12 protein-coding genes, 1 pseudogene and 1 riboswitch are annotated in these 16,816 nt (G+C 38.4%); of the genes and pseudogenes, 11 read left to right on the top strand and 2 right to left on the bottom strand.

What is annotated here, in order from left to right:
* Positions 1-26: 26 nt before the first annotated feature.
* The 3 genes from T498_RS0102215 to T498_RS0102205 are packed head-to-tail and all read left to right on the top strand — an operon-like array spanning position 27 to position 3,499.
* The gene (locus tag T498_RS0102215) at positions 27-2,114 is read left to right on the top strand and encodes a baseplate J/gp47 family protein (RefSeq protein WP_028234516.1); all 2,088 of its coding nucleotides are present in this window, start codon (positions 27-29) and stop codon (positions 2,112-2,114) included.
* A gap of 2 nt (positions 2,115-2,116) precedes the next feature.
* On the top strand, positions 2,117-3,190 hold the full coding sequence (locus tag T498_RS0102210) for a phage tail protein (RefSeq protein ID WP_028234515.1): 1,074 nt from the start codon (positions 2,117-2,119) through the stop codon (positions 3,188-3,190).
* 12 nt (positions 3,191-3,202) lie between these two features.
* Entirely contained in the window at positions 3,203-3,499 is a 297-nt protein-coding gene (locus tag T498_RS0102205; RefSeq protein ID WP_028234514.1) for a hypothetical protein, read from the top strand.
* A gap of 49 nt (positions 3,500-3,548) precedes the next feature.
* Here T498_RS0102205 and T498_RS0102200 read toward each other — a convergent pair whose 3' ends face one another.
* Both T498_RS0102200 and T498_RS16050 read right to left on the bottom strand, forming a co-directional pair.
* Positions 3,549-5,399, bottom strand: a complete 1,851-nt coding sequence (locus T498_RS0102200) for a DUF5320 domain-containing protein (RefSeq protein WP_028234513.1) — start codon at positions 5,397-5,399, stop codon at positions 3,549-3,551.
* Between the two features lie 16 nt (positions 5,400-5,415).
* Complete coding sequence (locus T498_RS16050) at positions 5,416-7,587, bottom strand: ATP-binding protein (protein WP_028234512.1); 2,172 nt, start codon at positions 7,585-7,587, stop codon at positions 5,416-5,418.
* A gap of 138 nt (positions 7,588-7,725) precedes the next feature.
* On the opposite strand from T498_RS16050, the gene T498_RS0102190 reads away from it, so the two are divergent.
* The 8 genes and pseudogenes from T498_RS0102190 to T498_RS0102155 all read left to right on the top strand — a co-directional run bounded on the left by T498_RS0102190 (position 7,726) and on the right by T498_RS0102155 (position 16,814).
* Entirely contained in the window at positions 7,726-9,999 is a 2,274-nt protein-coding gene (locus T498_RS0102190) for a transporter substrate-binding domain-containing protein (protein ID WP_081779656.1), read from the top strand.
* A pseudogene (locus tag T498_RS0102185) lies at positions 9,992-10,708 on the top strand (amino acid ABC transporter ATP-binding protein); the annotation flags it as partial. The gene T498_RS0102190 and the pseudogene T498_RS0102185, both read left to right, overlap by 8 nt.
* 478 nt (positions 10,709-11,186) lie before the next feature.
* Positions 11,187-11,285: riboswitch (THF riboswitch) on the top strand.
* 81 nt (positions 11,286-11,366) lie between these two features.
* Positions 11,367-11,882, top strand: a complete 516-nt coding sequence (locus T498_RS0102180) for an HD domain-containing protein (RefSeq protein ID WP_242839197.1) — start codon at positions 11,367-11,369, stop codon at positions 11,880-11,882.
* A gap of 30 nt (positions 11,883-11,912) precedes the next feature.
* Positions 11,913-12,767 carry a dihydropteroate synthase gene (gene folP, locus T498_RS0102175; protein ID WP_028234508.1) on the top strand — a complete coding sequence of 285 codons (855 nt, stop codon included), beginning with the start codon at positions 11,913-11,915 and terminating at the stop codon, positions 12,765-12,767.
* A complete protein-coding gene (folK, locus tag T498_RS0102170; protein ID WP_028234507.1) occupies positions 12,748-13,578 on the top strand; it encodes a 2-amino-4-hydroxy-6-hydroxymethyldihydropteridine diphosphokinase in 831 nt (276 codons plus the stop codon). The genes folP and folK overlap by 20 nt, the downstream gene beginning before the upstream one ends.
* 71 nt (positions 13,579-13,649) lie before the next feature.
* Entirely contained in the window at positions 13,650-14,174 is a 525-nt protein-coding gene (locus T498_RS0102165; RefSeq protein ID WP_028234506.1) for an S-ribosylhomocysteine lyase, read from the top strand.
* Between the two features lie 22 nt (positions 14,175-14,196).
* On the top strand, positions 14,197-14,883 hold the full coding sequence (locus T498_RS0102160; RefSeq protein ID WP_028234505.1) for a 5'-methylthioadenosine/adenosylhomocysteine nucleosidase: 687 nt from the start codon (positions 14,197-14,199) through the stop codon (positions 14,881-14,883).
* Positions 14,884-15,098: 215 nt separating this feature from the next.
* Positions 15,099-16,814: an MATE family efflux transporter gene (locus T498_RS0102155; protein ID WP_028234504.1), complete on the top strand. Its 1,716-nt coding sequence runs from the start codon at positions 15,099-15,101 to the stop codon at positions 16,812-16,814.
* Positions 16,815-16,816 lie beyond the last annotated feature (2 nt).

Genomic DNA, 16,816 nt, shown 5'->3' with positions numbered 1-16,816 from the left:
AAAGACAGTTATTGAGAGGTATTGGGATGATTTTTACGCAGGAAGATAAACTAGATAGCTATGACGACATAATGGAAAGAGCAAAAATGCAGATTCCATTATATTGTAAAGACTGGACAAATTTTCATCCTTCTGATCCAGGAATTACAATTCTGGAAAACCTTTTTGCTGTTCAGTTAAATCAGCAGCGACAGATTGCATCGGTGTCACCTGAGGTTCAGGAAAAGCTTCTGAACATGATGAATTTCAGGAGACAAAACAATAAATGCGCTCGCGTGCTGCTACAGACCCTTAATGCAAATGAGCCATTTTTGATCCCTGTTAATCAGCGTTTTACTCTGGGAGATCTTTCCTACGAGTGCAATCGTCAGGTGGAAATCGGTGGCAACAAAATTATTGGCTTATATAGTATCTCCAAGGCTGGAGAAATAGAGGATTTATCATTGATTCTTTATGATGAGATGACAGTTGATCGATATCCATTTGGCAAGGATGCAAAAGAGGGTATGGAATTCTATTTCTGCATAGAGAATCCTATTGCACAAGGGGAAGATGCTATATTCTATATTCGCCAATCTCATAATGAGTGGCGCAATCCGACTGTAGATAGAAAGTTTGTTAATTCTTTTGGAGAAATAAAGTGGGAAGCCTATACAGATAAGGGATTTGCACCAATCACAGTTCATGACTACACAGGCGGCATGGTTGCCAGTGGGGAGCTTCGAATCAAGCAAAACGCTGGAACAATGCAAGAATATAAATTTGAAAATGGCAAGATGGGTTATGTGATTCGCGGTACACTCGAGAAATCAAACTATGATGTGGTACCGGTAATAAATGGTGTTTATGGATTCTTATTCGAAGTATGGCAAAAAAGCACAGAAAGCACATGCCTCACTTTTGCCAAGGAAAAGGAAATACAGCTATATTTAGACTTGCTTGAGGAAGGATACTTTAGAGTCTATTGTAAGGAAAAAGACGGAAAGTATTATGAATACACAGCAGGTGAAATAGAAAGTGGCCAAAGAACTTTCGATGTAGAACATGTAGGCTATGGAAGATTTATATTTAGATTTTCAAACCAAATAGCAGCAGCTAATGATTCAATTAAAATAGTGGCTTACAACGAAAAAATGATGCGCCATTATAAAATTGGTGAGCTATATGGATTTGATGATCAGGAGTTTGATATTAATATTGAAAATGTTGTAAAGGAGTCCTTCTCACTTTTGGTGGAGACAGAAGAGCCTGATCATAGCTTTTCTTATAGTTTTGTAAAGCCAGATAAGAATGGTGAGGGCGTATTAAACTACAGCATTGATGAAAATGTTGGACATATAGTTGTCCACGACGCTGGCAACTATATCAATTCCACAATCTATATTTGTGGTTGCGCTGTAACTCAGGGCGAAAAAGGAAATATCCTTGCGGGTAAGAAATTCAAACCAGAAGGGTATGATAGTGATATCGTATTTACGAATCCGGCTCCTGGTGAAGGTGGCAGGGCAGGCGAGACAGTAAAGGAATTATCAAATAGATTCTTAGGTGATTTGAGAAAGCCATATACATTAGTTAGAGAAAGGGATTACGAGAAACTGGTTGCGGAAATTCCAGAGCTATGTATTAAAAAAGTCCATGCCTACAAAGAAGAGAATAAAAATGATATATATGTTACTTTGATGCCTTATTCAGATAAAGGCTGTCAGGGAATATCTAATCTGTACGCAGAAATTATCACAGATTATCTGCAGAGCAGAAGAATGCTTACAACAAGAGTATCGTTGGTACAGCCTGTGTATGTTCCTGTAGATGTTCATGGCACAATTTACGTGAAAAAGAATTATAAGGACTGCGATGGAGTAATCAAGAACTTGTTGCTTAAAGCTCTAGACTATGTTAACGGCAATCAAAACTTTGGCGAAACCCTATCATTCCACGATTTGTTCCATGATATTGAGAAACTGGATTGCGTTGATTTTGTTTATGATTTCAGCATTACCCCTAGAGATAGGGCACATGCCAAGTTAAGTGGAATGGACATAGTGCCAAACCCTAATGCTTTACTTGTGCCAGGAGAATTATTTGTCGATATAGAAACAAACATTGAGGAGTAGATATGGCCTATTTAAGAAATTATTCATTTCGTAAGAGCCGCCTTGAAAAAGCTGCTATTTATGGAATTACCCTGGATGGAGAAACCATCAAAATAGACAAAGATTGCTACGAGCACGGTGTGTTTTTTTCTGCGCTAGACAGTGGAGATACAGAAATGCCTTGGGGCCGATTATCTATGAAAATAGAAAAAAGCGAAGAGGTATTATTTAAGGTGCATGTTTTTGCTACAGACAATAAATACATGAGCGAACAAACCACCTGGAATGAATTTCTACTAGATAGCAGTATTCCGTTGAATGAAAAGGCAAAAGTGTTTATTTCTGTAGAAAACAAAGCATATATAGCAACTAGCGATGCCATATTGTTTGATGTTGTGGGACGTTATTGCTTTATTTATCTTGAGATCCTAGGTACGGAAGACTGTAGCATATCGCAAATACGAATGTTTTTACCAGGAGATAATTTCTTCCAGACATTGCCGGAAATATATCAGCAGAACAATGAATTTTTGAAAAAGTACCTATCTATTTTTTCAACTATCTACAATGATTTTCAGGAGCAGTTGGAAGCTGCGCCTAAGCTTTTAGACATAGACACCACGCCAGTAGAGCTTTTACCTGTATTTGCCAGCTGGATGGGAGTAAACGTTGAGGGAAGCTTTTTAAGTGACGATCAGCTAAGAACACTAGTAAAAAGCTTGTATAGCCTTAACAGAATGAAGGGTACTAGGGCAGCCCTTGAGAAGCTGTGTGAGATCGTCCTTGAAGAGAAGCCTATAATTGTTGAGCAGGCTATGATGGATAATCTGGATGCGGATAAAAATATATATGGTAATTCTCCATTTGATATCATAATGTTTGTGGAAAACTTTGTGCCAGAAGATAAGCGTATGCAAATCATGTATCTTCTAAAACAGTTTATTCCAGTTAGAGCCAATTTAAACATTGTATATCTTGAAAAGAAGTCTTCAATGGATGGCTACACATATCTTGATATGAATGCTCAAATGTACGATGAAAAGAATGGAAGTCTCGATGAAAAGAAGAGGCTTGATGGACATATCATAATTCAGTAGTGGGAGTATTTTATGATTAGAGGAACAGATTGGGAAGCTTATCTGCAGCTAATCACCGACGAGGAACAGGCAAAGGAAGAACGAGATAAGCTGAAAGAGTGGAATAATGATGATGGAGAACAGGTGGATGAGCTATTCATGACACGTCCTAATCCAGTTTCATTCAATGCTGATAATGGTGATATATTTCACGCTATGGCAGATGCTTATGCTATCAACAACAAACAAAGCGTATTCGATAGCCAGGCTACATTCCACACAGATAGTATGGAGGTGGAGGAAAAGTCAGTTGATACAACGGATATGTAAATTAAAAGCCGGTAAGTTTTAATGAACTTACCGGCTTTTATGTTGTTAATTAGTTGAGTTTTAGTACTACATAAGAATCTGCATAGTATTTTTCATTAGTATCTATATTTGCGTAATAATTACGTGCAGCTGCAAGCCACTGTGCGTCATTATCTAACAATTGAATTTTATTATCGTCAACCAGCTTTTTTAATTGGGCTTGAATATCTTTTAGCCTTGATTGAAGTGCCTTAATTTCTTCTTTGCTTCGGATATCCAGTTGCTCAGACTCCGCCATTTCAGGCGTATATGCCATGATGTTTTCATAAAAACTCCTAGATAGATATGGTACGCTAATCTTTCCGTCGGAAACAAGAGATTTTACATGTGGCGACTTATTCATAGCAGACAAAGTTTTCGCACCAAATGACATATCGTTATCGAAGCCTTTTACACTCTTTACTATCATTTGGCAACGCTTATGATCTAATTCAGCATCTACAGAATAATTATTTATGTGACGATCTACCTGTCCACAAATAAGGTCTAATACTTGAAGCTCCCAAGCCTGTTTCAATGCTCTTGGCGTAAATACAACGTCTAACTTATGGCGCTTGGCTCGCATAAGAGTATCATGCAAATTATTGCTTCCAGCGTCTTCCATCTCATTGGCTTTAATCATAGAACCATTTTTGTCTTTCATAAGAATGGTTTGTGATTCTGCTACAACATCTTTGACGCCAAGCTTTTTTGCAACGCGGCTGGTAGACACGTTTCTATTGGATATTATAGAACCAGGAGCAATTCCAGCGGATTTTGTTGCAACGTTGAATTCTGCAGCTTTTCTATGTATGTATGTGAGAAAGACTTTTATTGCTTCTCTATTTTCATTTATGAAAATCTGTGTTTCTTTATAAGTACTTAAATAATTTATAGCGAGATTAAGATTTTGTTCTCTTTTTTCTGCTTCATATTGTAGGTATTCCTTGTGTGATTTATTTAACTTTTCATTAAGATCTAAATCTAAAGCGCGATCCACGGAGTCCCACACATAATTGATATTATTACAAAGACCTTTTTCAGCTTTTTTATATGCATCTACAATCTCTTTAGCCTTCGGAGCGCCACTACTTAAATATAATTCTATAGCAGAATCATAGGTTCCTTTCCAAGCAAGGCTTTCTTCAGCTTTTATATAAGTTGTTTTGAATGGATCCTTTTTTTTGTCTTTATTGGGAGCCTTGTCATTTTCATTATCTTTTACTTTTCTTCTATAAACTGTAGAAATGCCACCACCAGAAGCTTCTTCAAAACTATCGGAATCCTTACGCAAATCATTTGCACGTACCATATAAAGAACTGAAGTCCAAGGATTTCCTTCTTCACCATGTTCAGCGAAATATTCAGTGGCATAGACTTGAAAAGCGCCAGCCTCTTTTTTTGTCTGCTCTAAAACCTGCTGAGTTAACTCAAGTCTGGTTTTTCCATCTCTTGATTTTCCTCTATCTCGAGTTTTTATGTTTCCTACATAAGAGATACAAGCGTCAATAACTTCACCGTATAAATCATTAATATGTTTAAGAGCGTCGTTGAAAGAATCTATCTGTGTAGGCATATTTTGTGTTAGGGCATTATCTAGGGCTGGAATAGCCCTTTTTATTCTTGCCATCTTGTTGCTATCGCTAAAGCTGATTCCCCAGTGTTTTACTTTAGACGCAATTAGCTGCTGCTTTTTAGCTTGGATACTAAGATGAGCTTCGCCTAAGGCTACACCTTCTTCAGTTGTAGTGGCAGGAATAGGGTTTGTATTTACGCGCACAGCCTGATCGGTCTCATCATCAATATCATTATTGGAATTGGCTAGTCCTAAATTAGGATCAATTTCATTGACTTCATCGAGTATGTTATTAAAATCTGACATAAAAACCTCCAATTTGCTAAGAAAGCATAAATCCAGAATATTTACCAAGTTCAGCGGCCATATTAATAGAACTATGCTTATCTGGCCTTAATTGTATTGCTCTGGCGATATCTTTATTACCTAGTGGCCGACCTTCTGATTCGGCCATATACATCGCACTATATAAAATGCTCTTGATTTCACTGCCAGAAAAATCAAATTTATTGGCGAAAAACTTAAAGTCTATATCTTTAGCTAGTTCAACCGTAACTGGAAGAATTGATTGCCATAAATTCAATCTGGTAGCTTCGTCAGGTTTCTCAAGATGAATGACATAAGATAAACGTCTGACAAATGCTGCATCGAAGTTTGAAAACAGGTTTGTGGCAAGAATACTCATACCGCTATGGCCTTCAATTTTTTGCAGCAGGTAGGCTGTCTCGGAATTAGCATATTTATCGTTTGAATCTTTTACTTCTGTTCTCTTTGAAAAAAGAGCATCAGCTTCATCAAAAAATAGTATTACATTGGACTTTCTTGCCTGATCAAATATCTCGTTTATGTTCTTCTGAGTTTCACCAATGTATTTTGATATAAGCTGTGACAAATCTACTCTATAAAGTGGCAGAGACAATTCCTTTGATATTACTTGAGCTGCCATGGTTTTTCCTGTTCCGGGTGGCCCACACAAAAGTACAGACACTCCGTTACCGTAAGCACCGCTTCGTTTTATTCCATGCTTTTTCTCTACACGATTTTTTATTTTAAAGCGGTTGCAGGCTATCTTAAGGACATTCTTTTGCGTGTCATTTATTTCTAAATCATCAATGGAGTAAACAGGAGGAATGTAAACAGCTAGGGACATAAATCCAGATTCTCCCATGTGTCTGAGTTGTTCCTTTAGCTCAAAGGAATCAAGCTGGGTTTCTCCTTTCCATTTAGCTTTTCTAGCAGTTGCAGTAACTATATAGCGGATTTTAGAAAATGCTATTTCGTAGCAATCTGCCAAATCAGAAATATTAATATCGGAATTAAGCTTCATGCCTTCTTTGCTTAGAAAATAATTCCAGATTCGTTCTCGCTCTTCAAAATCTACTGTAGGCAAATCTATGGATGAAATTCTATATACTGAAGAAACAAGCTCAATTGGGAATTTATCTGCTCCATAAATATAAATAGTTTTATTAGGCAAATACTGATTAATGATTTGTAACACCAGGCTGCTATATTCATGCAGAGGATAAGGCATTTTTACGCAAAGAATATCATCGCTTGTTCTTAGCCTAAATAACAGCATAGAAATGGTGTGTGTTAGCTGCTTTTCCACATGATTTGGTCTATAGCCTTTAGCGTCAGAAAGCAATAGTTCACTGTTTAATACAAGTATACTCTCATCATTTTTTTCTCTTATAAACTGAAGCACATCCTCTGGCTCTTCAGAGGATATATAAACAAATCCATCGTCTTTAATATCGTAGGAAGACAGCTGGCTAAATATATCAAGGTTTGTTTTTTCGTATTCATATACCCGTGTATAGGGAATACTTTGAGCCGGATTTTCTTGGGAAAGTATATAAGAAAACACATCATCTCTAAGTGCCAAAGGAATCTCCATAAGAGACTTTTTAGAGGTCTGATTGTCAAAGGGAATCAGGAAAAATATATTCATTTTTCCCATATTATTTGTGAGATTAAACAACATGCTTATGTCTGCATCTTTATCAATCTGCTGATAGATGCAAAATAGCACACCAGTGGTGGGAGTATTAAGAGCGGCGTCATTGGCAATGTAGGCATAGAGATTCCTTCGATTAATATTTAGTGAATAACCAATGCAAAGCAGTAAGGAAAGCTCCTCAAAAAAATTAAGGTCAAATTCCTGTCGCAGCGTTACAATTGGAAGCTCAATTCCAGTAGCTTCTTCTCTGCTTCTTATATGATTCAATGCCAACTGAAAATCATTCTTGAAATCATCGGAGCAAACGCTATTATTGCGCTCTAAAGGGCCAGTTTCATAATAAAACTGGGCCATTGAATCAGACATAATACTTCCAGGCAGATACACATCTGTAGGTTCATTGAGCATGAACGAAACTGTTTTATCTATCAAAAAATCAAGCAATTGAATGCAATCATGTAGGTGTTCCGCTGGATTGCTGTAAGGCTTCTTCTCTTTATTATTATCGAAATAATCCTTTGAAGTGAACATTGTAATCTCCTCATACTGATAGATATGGTAAGTATATCAATTAATTCTAAAAAATGTGTGAAAATGCCCATTGGACTCGCGAAATGTCAGATAATAAACGAGACAGTACGTATATATGTGATGGGGGACTGAGGGGATATGATGAAAAGAACATTTATCATAATCAGCATACTGGCGTTGTCGCTTACTTTGTTTGCCGGTTGCAAATCGAAAGACGAAGGGCAGGATGACTCGACAATAACATCACTTGAACAGCTCAACAGCCCAGAATGCACCATTGGTATGAATGAGAGCACAGGTGAAGACAAAGTGGTTGCCCAGAAACTGCCTCAGGCTCAGATTGTATATTACAGCAATCCTATTACGGGCTACACTGCAGTTGCCCAGGGCAAATTAGACGCCTATGTTTTCGGCAAAACTTCAATGGAAACGTCAATCAAGAATGGGCAGCAAGGCGTTAAGCTTTTGGATGAGACTTTAGGGGAGAGCTACACCATGGCGGCAGCAATATCTCCTAAAACTGAAATTCCTGATTTAGAGAATAAAATAAATGAGTTTATTGATGAAATAAATGAAGATGGTACACGTGACGATATGCAAAATCGTTGGATAATAAATGGTGATACAACTATGCCAAAGATTGACGTTCCAGAAACTTCTGATATTCATCTGGTTGTGGGCACTTCTGGTGTTTATGAACCATATACCTACTATGTTGGAAAAGAGCTTAGAGGTTATGACATTGAGCTTGCTTATAGATTTGCCCAGTGGCTGGGAGCCACAATCGAGTTTAATGTATATAATTATGACGGTTTAATTGCAGCTCTAGAGGTGGGGGATGTGGACTGTGTATTTGCTGCAATGTTTGCTACTCCAGAAAGAAGAGAAGTCGTCAGTTTTTCACAGCCTACTTTTATTGAAGAGATTGGTATTATGGTCAAGGATGCAGATGCTGCCAAGCCAGAACTTACTGAGTTTTCTGAGCTGTCTGGCAAGACAGTTTCTATGCTCACTGGGGCACCATTTGAAGAGTTGGTTAAGAGTAAAGCTCCAGATGTAGGAGAGTTTACTTTCTTCAACAGCACGCCAGATATGATACAGGCTCTTAAAACCCATAAAACTGATGCCTTTTTGATGAATAACGCAGTTGGCCAATTGGCTCTAAATAGAAATTCGGATCTTGTATTGTTTCCACAGAGTCTGAAGGATGGCGAATTTGGAATTGCATTTTCAAAGGGGGATAGCCGTAGAGATGAATGGCAGGATGCTTACGATAAGCTTTCATCCTCTGATATTGAAAATGCATGGTACAAGTGGACTGGGGCAGATGAAAGTGTAAAAGTCCTCCCTGAGCAGGATTGGGAAGGGGCCAATGGCACAGTAAAGGTGGCAGTATGTGATACACTTGAGCCCATGAGTTATGTAGGTGGAGATGGTGAGCTTAAAGGATTCGATCTTGAAATAATCCTTATGATGGCTGAAAAGCTGGATGTAAAAGTGGAGTTCACCGGCATGGAGTTTTCGGCAATACTTGCGGCGGTGCAATCTGGCAAAGCTGATATGGGAGCCGGAAGCATTATTATCACTGAGGAGAGAGCACAGGCAGTAGATTTTGTTGAATACTATCCTGCTGCCTTTGAATTGATTGTCAGGGCTTCGTCTGACACTCAGACTTCTTCATCAGAAGTTAGGTCATTTATAGATACTACTAAAGATAGCTTCAACAAAACATTTATCCGAGAAGGTCGATGGAAGCTGTTTGTGGATGGTGTTATAACCACAATGGTAATAACACTTCTATCTTTACTTCTTGGTACAATATTAGGATTTTCTGTACTGATGCTTTGTAGAAACGGAAATCCAGTAGCCAACGCAGTTACACGTTTTTGTTTTTGGCTGGTACGTGGAATGCCTATGGTAGTCCTTTTGATGATTCTTTTTTATATTGTTTTTGGTGATATTTCCATTAACGGAATTGCGGTTGCAGTTATTGGGTTTACCCTGTCTTTTGGCGCTTCGGTGTATGGGCTTTTAAAGATTGGCGTAGGCGCAATAGACATAGGTCAGTATGAAGCTGCTTATGCCTTGGGATATTCCAATCGCAGAACATTTTTCAAAATCATTCTCCCTCAGGCATTACCTCATGTTCTGCCTGCATATAAAGGTGAGATTGTGGGGCTGATTAAGGCAACTGCCATTGTGGGCTATATCGCTGTACAGGATTTGACCAAAATGGGAGATATTGTTCGAAGCCGTACCTATGAAGCATTTTTCCCTCTGATTGCTGTAACCATAATATATTTTGTGCTAGAGGGAGTGCTTGGATTAATTATTAATAAGATAACCATTAAACTAAATCCTAAGTTACGCAAAGCATCAGATATTTTGAAAGGGGTGAAGACAGATGATTAGAATAGAACATTTGAAAAAGCAGTATGCTAGCGTCACACCTCTTAATGATGTAAGTGTGGAGATAAATGATGGAGATGTAATATCTGTTATCGGACCATCAGGTACAGGAAAGAGTACGCTGTTACGTTGCATCAACCTATTAGAAAAGCCAACATCTGGCAAAATCTGGGTTGATGATGTGGAAGTTACGGCTCCAGATTGTGATATGAATGAGGTTCGAAAGCGTGTTGGAATGGTATTCCAAAACTTCAACTTATTTGGTCACAAGACAGTGATTGAAAATATTACTCTGGCTCCTATGGATTTGCTAGGCATAAGCAAGCAGGAAGCCTACGATGAGGGCATGCGTCTGCTTAGAATGGTAGGTCTCGGGGAAAAAGCCTTGAGCTACCCGGATGAGCTATCTGGCGGACAGAAACAGCGCATTGCAATAGCTCGCACACTGGCTATGGATCCAGAGGTAATACTATTGGATGAGCCTACAAGTGCATTAGATCCTACAATGGTTGGGGAAGTGCAGGCAGTTATCCGCGAATTGGCCAAGACTGGAAAGACCATGATGATTGTCACTCATGAAATGAATCTTGCCAGGGCAATATCTAATCGTGTGTTTTACATGGATGAGGGTGGAATATACGAAGAAGGCACCCCAGAGGAAATCTTTGACCATCCGAAACGTGAGAAAACCAGACGGTTTGTACACAAGCTAAAGGTGCTTGAGCTGAACATTGACAGTCATGACTATGATTTCCTTGGTATGGCTCGTCTGATTGAGGTTTGGTGCGGCAAAAATCAAATTACTCCAAAGCTGACAAATCGTATCAGGCTTGTGTTCGAGGAAGCAACCCAGCTTTTAATTCCATATTCCAGAACACCCCTTGTAAAGTCTGTCTGCGAATATTCTGAGGAATCAGGTGTAGCTAAGTGGACATTTGAGTATAGTGGTGAGCGGACAGATTTGACAAAATCAGATGATAATCTGAGTGTTTCGGTTTTAAAAGGTCTGGCTGAGAACCTGACCTATGAGTGCGTGGAAGACGAAAACTTGCCAAATAGGATTAATATTGAAATCAGGTAGGAGAAAAATCCCTAGATACTACCAGAATGTAGTGCATTTTCATATTGAAATAGAATAGAAAACATAGTAGTATCTTTACAAAAGAATGCGCAGAGCGCACACACATTAATGCAGAGTAGATTTCAAAGCGTTAAGTGCCAGGTGAACGGGGAGTTGTCACTTGGACGAAAAGATTTTGCTTGCGGTTTTGAAGTCGCATCCCACTGCTACATATCAAGACGATATTGCTTTAAATTTATAAGCCCTTCTTATGTAGTTGTCAGGACTAGCATGAGGAGGGCTTTTGTTTATGGAAAACAATATGTATCAAATCGATAATATTTCAGAATGTCAAAGGATATATAAGCATCCACTTTATCAGAAGGAGCTTGAGAGGATTCGAAAATTCGAGGTGGATAGAATCTTTTGTAATCATGGTTTTGACCATTTTATGGACGTTGCTCGTATAGCTTACATCTTGAATCTAGAACACAATCTTGGGATTTCCAGAAATATAATTTATGCTGCGGCCATATTGCATGATATCGGAAGGGCTAAGCAATACGATGAGGGCATTCCACATGAAGAGGCTGGCGCCGATTTGGCGGGGATAATTCTTGCGGATTGTGGATATAGTGAGGATGATATTGCACTTATTGTGGATGCCATAAGAAATCATCGTAGCAATCATGTGGATAACACCCAAAATACCTTGGGTGACATTTTGTATATAGCGGACAAGGCGGCTCGCCAGTGCTTTGATTGCACGGCTCAAAAGGAGTGCAATTGGAGCATGGAAAAACGTAATATGGAAGTATATATCTAATCTTAGGCTGGCAAAAAGGGAGAACACAAAATGAAGATAGGCAACAAAGAATTTGATGTAAATAGCACTGACTATAAATGCTATGTGATGGGAATACTTAATGTGACACCTGATTCCTTTTCTGATGGAGGCAAGTGGAACACTTTAGATAAAGCAAAAGAACATGTCGCAAAGATGATAGAGGAGGGGGCCGACATCATCGATGTTGGCGGAGAATCCACACGTCCTGGACATGAACAGATATCAATCAACGAAGAGATTGAGAGAGTTGCACCTGTTATCGAAATGATTAAATCAGATTTCGATATCCCTGTTTCTATCGATAGTTATAAGGCTGATGTTATCGCAGAGGCTTTAAAGAGTGGCGCAGATCTTATTAATGATATCTGGGGATTTAGATACGAGAAGTTCTACGAAAATTGTGGAGGTGTTCCTCGAATCGCCCAGCTTGCAGCCCAGTATGATGTACCTGTATGCCTAATGCATAATAGGCCAGATATGGATTACACCAATTATATAGAAGATGTGCTAAGTGATTTACAGGATTCTGTTGATATAGCGCTGAAAGCAGGGGTTAAAAAGGACAATATCATTTTGGATCCAGGCATTGGATTTGCAAAAGACCTTGAAAAGAATCTGATTCTTACCAACAGATTAGAGGAGCTTAACAAGCTTGGATATCCTGTTTTGCTTGCTACATCCCGCAAATCTATGATAGGTCTTTCCTTGGATTTACCTTCAGATGAAAGAGTGGAGGGAACTATTGCAACCACAGTAATGGGAGTGATGAAGGGCGCAGCATTTGTAAGAGTTCATGATGTTAAGGAAAATAAAAGAGCTATAGAAATGACGAGGGCAATTTTAAATGAGCAAAAATGTATATGATAAAATCTCAATAAAAGGCTTGGAGATATTTGCAAATCATGGTGTGTTTCCAGAGGAAAACAAGCTTGGTCAGAAGTTTGTGATAAACGTAGCCCTTTATGTGGACACAAGAAGTGCAGGCCTGACAGATGATTTGGAGCAGTCGGTTAACTATGGGACTGTCTGCCATCAGATAAATGATTTTTTGACAGCCAATACTTATAAGCTTATAGAGCGATGTGCGGAAGAGCTGGCCACACATCTTCTTGTAAGTAATCCACTTGTGCAGGAAATAGATGTGGAAATTGAAAAGCCAGGGGCTCCAATAGGGCTGCCTCTTGAGACAGTCAGCGTGAAGATTCATAGAGCCTGGCATGATGTAGCGCTTGCTCTTGGAAGCAATATGGGAGATACAAAGAAATATCTCGATGATGCTGTTCAAAAGATTGATAAGCTAAAGAACACAAAAGTAATAAAGGTGGCGGATTATATCACAACAAAGCCTTATGGTGGAGTAGAGCAGGATGACTTTTTAAATAGTGCCATGCTAATAAGAACACTATTTACACCAAATGAATTGCTTAATGAGCTACATAAGATAGAAAACGAAGCAGGACGCGTAAGAACAATTCATTGGGGACCAAGGACACTTGATTTAGATATCCTTTTATATGATGATTTAGTAATGGAAACAAATGATCTTACCATTCCTCATGTTGAGCTTCATCTTAGAGATTTCGTACTGAAGCCACTAGCACAAATTGCCCCATGGTTAAGGCATCCCGTATACGGGGAGACAATGGCGCAGATGCTTGCGAAGCTTGAATTATAATGGAAAAGCAAGGAATATTGTGCTAGGATAAAAAATATAGTAACAACCCATTTATGTAAAGGAGATTAAAAATGGAATTAATAGCAAGTTTTTCTGTTGATCACACAAAGATCGTTCCAGGAATCTTTACTAGTAGAGTAGATACACTTGGAGACTACAAGGTTACTACATACGATATAAGAATGACAAAACCAAATACGGAGCCTGCAGTTGATGTTGCGGCTATGCATACACTTGAACATATCATTGCTACATTTTTAAGAAATGAGCCTGATTGGAAGGATCAGATTGTATACTGGGGCCCTATGGGATGCCTTACTGGATGCTATCTCATCATGAAGGGAGACCGTACACCAAAGGAAATCCACGATTTAGTACTCAGAGCATACAAGTCTGTTGCTGATGCTGATGAGGTGCCAGGTTCAGAGCCAGTTAACTGTGGAAATAACCTTATGCATAATCTTCCAATGGCTAAGTGGTATGCTGCACGTTTTGCAAAATACCTTGAAGAGAATGCAGATAACGAAGCTATCTTCGTATATCCAAAGTCTGAGCGCTTAGTTACAGATGACGGTAGACAGTTTTTTGATTCTTAATACGCAAATAGGAGGGACATTTATGAAAATCGGAATCATCGGTGCGATGCAGATTGAGATTGAGAATCTCAAGCCATCTATAAAAAATCAGACTACTGAGACAATCAGTGGAGTTACTTTTATCTGTGGTGAGATAGAAGGTGTACCAGTGGTAGCAGCAGTTAGTGGTATCGGAAAAGTTTTTGCTGCTATCTGTACAGAGATTATGGCTCTTCACTTTGGAGTAGATCATATCATCAATATCGGTGTAGCTGGTTCACTTGTTCCTACTCTAAAGGTGCTTGATGTGGCAGTTGCAGAGTCAGCTGTTCAGCATGATATGAACACTACAGCAGTTGGTGACCCTCAAGGCTTGATTTCAGGAATCAATGTAATCAACTTTGCTGCAGATGATGAGCTCAGAAAGGCTGTAACAAGCGTGCTCGCTGCAAAGGGAATCAATTACGAGACAGGTGTAATTGCATCAGGTGACTTGTTTGTAGATACAAATAAGCAGCGCGAGACTATCAGAAATCGCTTTGATGCTATTGCTGCAGATATGGAAGGCGCAAGCATAGCTCACACATGCTATGTCAATAAGATTCCATTTACACTTATTCGTTCTATCTCTGACGCAGAAGGCAGTGCTATGGATTACAACACATTTGCAGGCAAGGCAGCAGAGCAGTCAATTAGTATTGTGCTTGATGTAATAGCAAAAATTAAATAAAGTTTGATTCAATTTAACTTCTTGAAAATAACAAGCTGGCGATTTATAACCTAATTATGTAGGATAAATCGCCAGCTTGTTGTTGTTTAAACACATTTTGGCGATTTTATATCTGATATGAGGATAAAAATCGCCGGCCTTTTTAATTATAAGCGTTGTTTTCACAAAAAATACAATTTCATTCTATAGAATTGAATTACAGGGGTGTAGACAACATGTTATCTAAAAAGACATTTATTTCTTCAAAATTCTATTCCATGCTTACAGGTGGAATAATTACATCGTTTTTTTTAACATTTACAGTCATGGCAGATGCATTCATAGCTGGACTAAGGCTAGGAGAGCATGCTGTTATTGGTGTTAATCTGGTAATGCCTGCCTATTCGCTGGCATCCTTTTTTGCGCTCTTGTTTTCACTGGGAGTTCCAATTATTTATTCAAGAGAAGTTGGTGCTTTTGAAAAAAGCGAAGCCGACAATACTTTAGGTGTTGGGATACTATGCACTTCTTTTATAGGTGTAGTACTTTTTGTTTTGCTTTATTTTTGCGGAAATACATATCTTGAATACATGAATCCAGAGAGTGCAACTTTGATACATGCAGAAAATTATCTTTTCTGGATAAAATATGTTGTTTTGATTTCACCATTTGAAGCGCTTCTTTCAGGCATGGTCTTTGCTGATGGAGATGAGTTGCTTAGTACGATTGCTAATGTGACTTCGGCTATCAGCAATATAGTTCTATCAGTTTATTTAGCAGGGATAAATGGCGCAAGTGGTCTTGGATTTGCATCATTTATTAGCCTTGTTGCATCATTATTCATCCTATCATTTCATTTTATTAGGAGAGGAAATTCACTTCGTATCAAACTATATTTTTCATTTTCTAAGTTTATCAAAATTGTGAAATACAGTATTGTGGATTCTAGTACTTATTTATTTTTGATGCTATTCCTTTCAATTATGAATTCATTTATTTTTAGAACCTATAATGGTAGCATGCTGGCACTGGTTCCCATAATCGCTTTTATAAAAGAAATCCAAATTGTGTTTAGTGGAGTCGGCGATGCTCTTACTCCTATTATAAGTGTGTATCTTGGAGAAAAAACATATCAGGGCGTAATAGAAGTCTGGAAACTGGCAAGGAAGACTGCAGCAATTATAAGCATTATTGTTACAGTTGGAATAATGCTTGGGGCTCCTTATATAGTCTACTATTTCGGTATAGAGAATCCTCAAACAGTAAAAATTGCAGTAGATGGACTTCGCATAATGTCTATAACACTGATTTTTACAAGCAGAATGTATCTTGACTCCTCTTATTATATTCTTATTGATAAAATTCCTTTGGGAGTTTTGATATGTGCTTTGCGAGATTTTGTTATTGCGGTTCCATTTGCTGTAATAGGTGATTATCTTTGGGGTGTATACGGCTTGTTTATTGGAATTATGATAGCACCTGTCTTTGGCTATCTAATAGCATACTTTTATGTTTGCATAAAATATGGCAGGGATAGTTATGTGTTATTTATTCCGCCATTAGAAAGAGAACGTCATATCTGGATGTATGAGTTTGAAGTCACCCCTGAAGTGATTGTTGCTATTAGGGATAAAATAGGGGATACACTAATAGAGAGCGGTCAAAGTGATGGCACAGTAAACAGAGTCATGATACTCTTCGAGGAATTGTTTATGCTTATATACGACCTTAATCCAGAAAAGACTGTTTTGGCGGAGTGTATTGTCGAGTCAGGAAATAGGGTGCGCATTATTACCAAGGATGATGGTATTTACTATGACCTTACAGATAGAGATCAAAAAATCGAGTCACTTAGATCTTTTATAGTATCGGAGATAACAGAAAAATTAACACGTAAAAGAATTAATTTGATATCGCTCAGTTTCAATCGTAATGCGTTCGAAATAGAGTAAAT

This window comes from Pseudobutyrivibrio sp. MD2005 (assembly GCF_000621865.1).
Lineage (GTDB): Bacteria > Bacillota > Clostridia > Lachnospirales > Lachnospiraceae > Pseudobutyrivibrio.
This window is presented reverse-complemented; position numbering and strand designations above follow the sequence as displayed.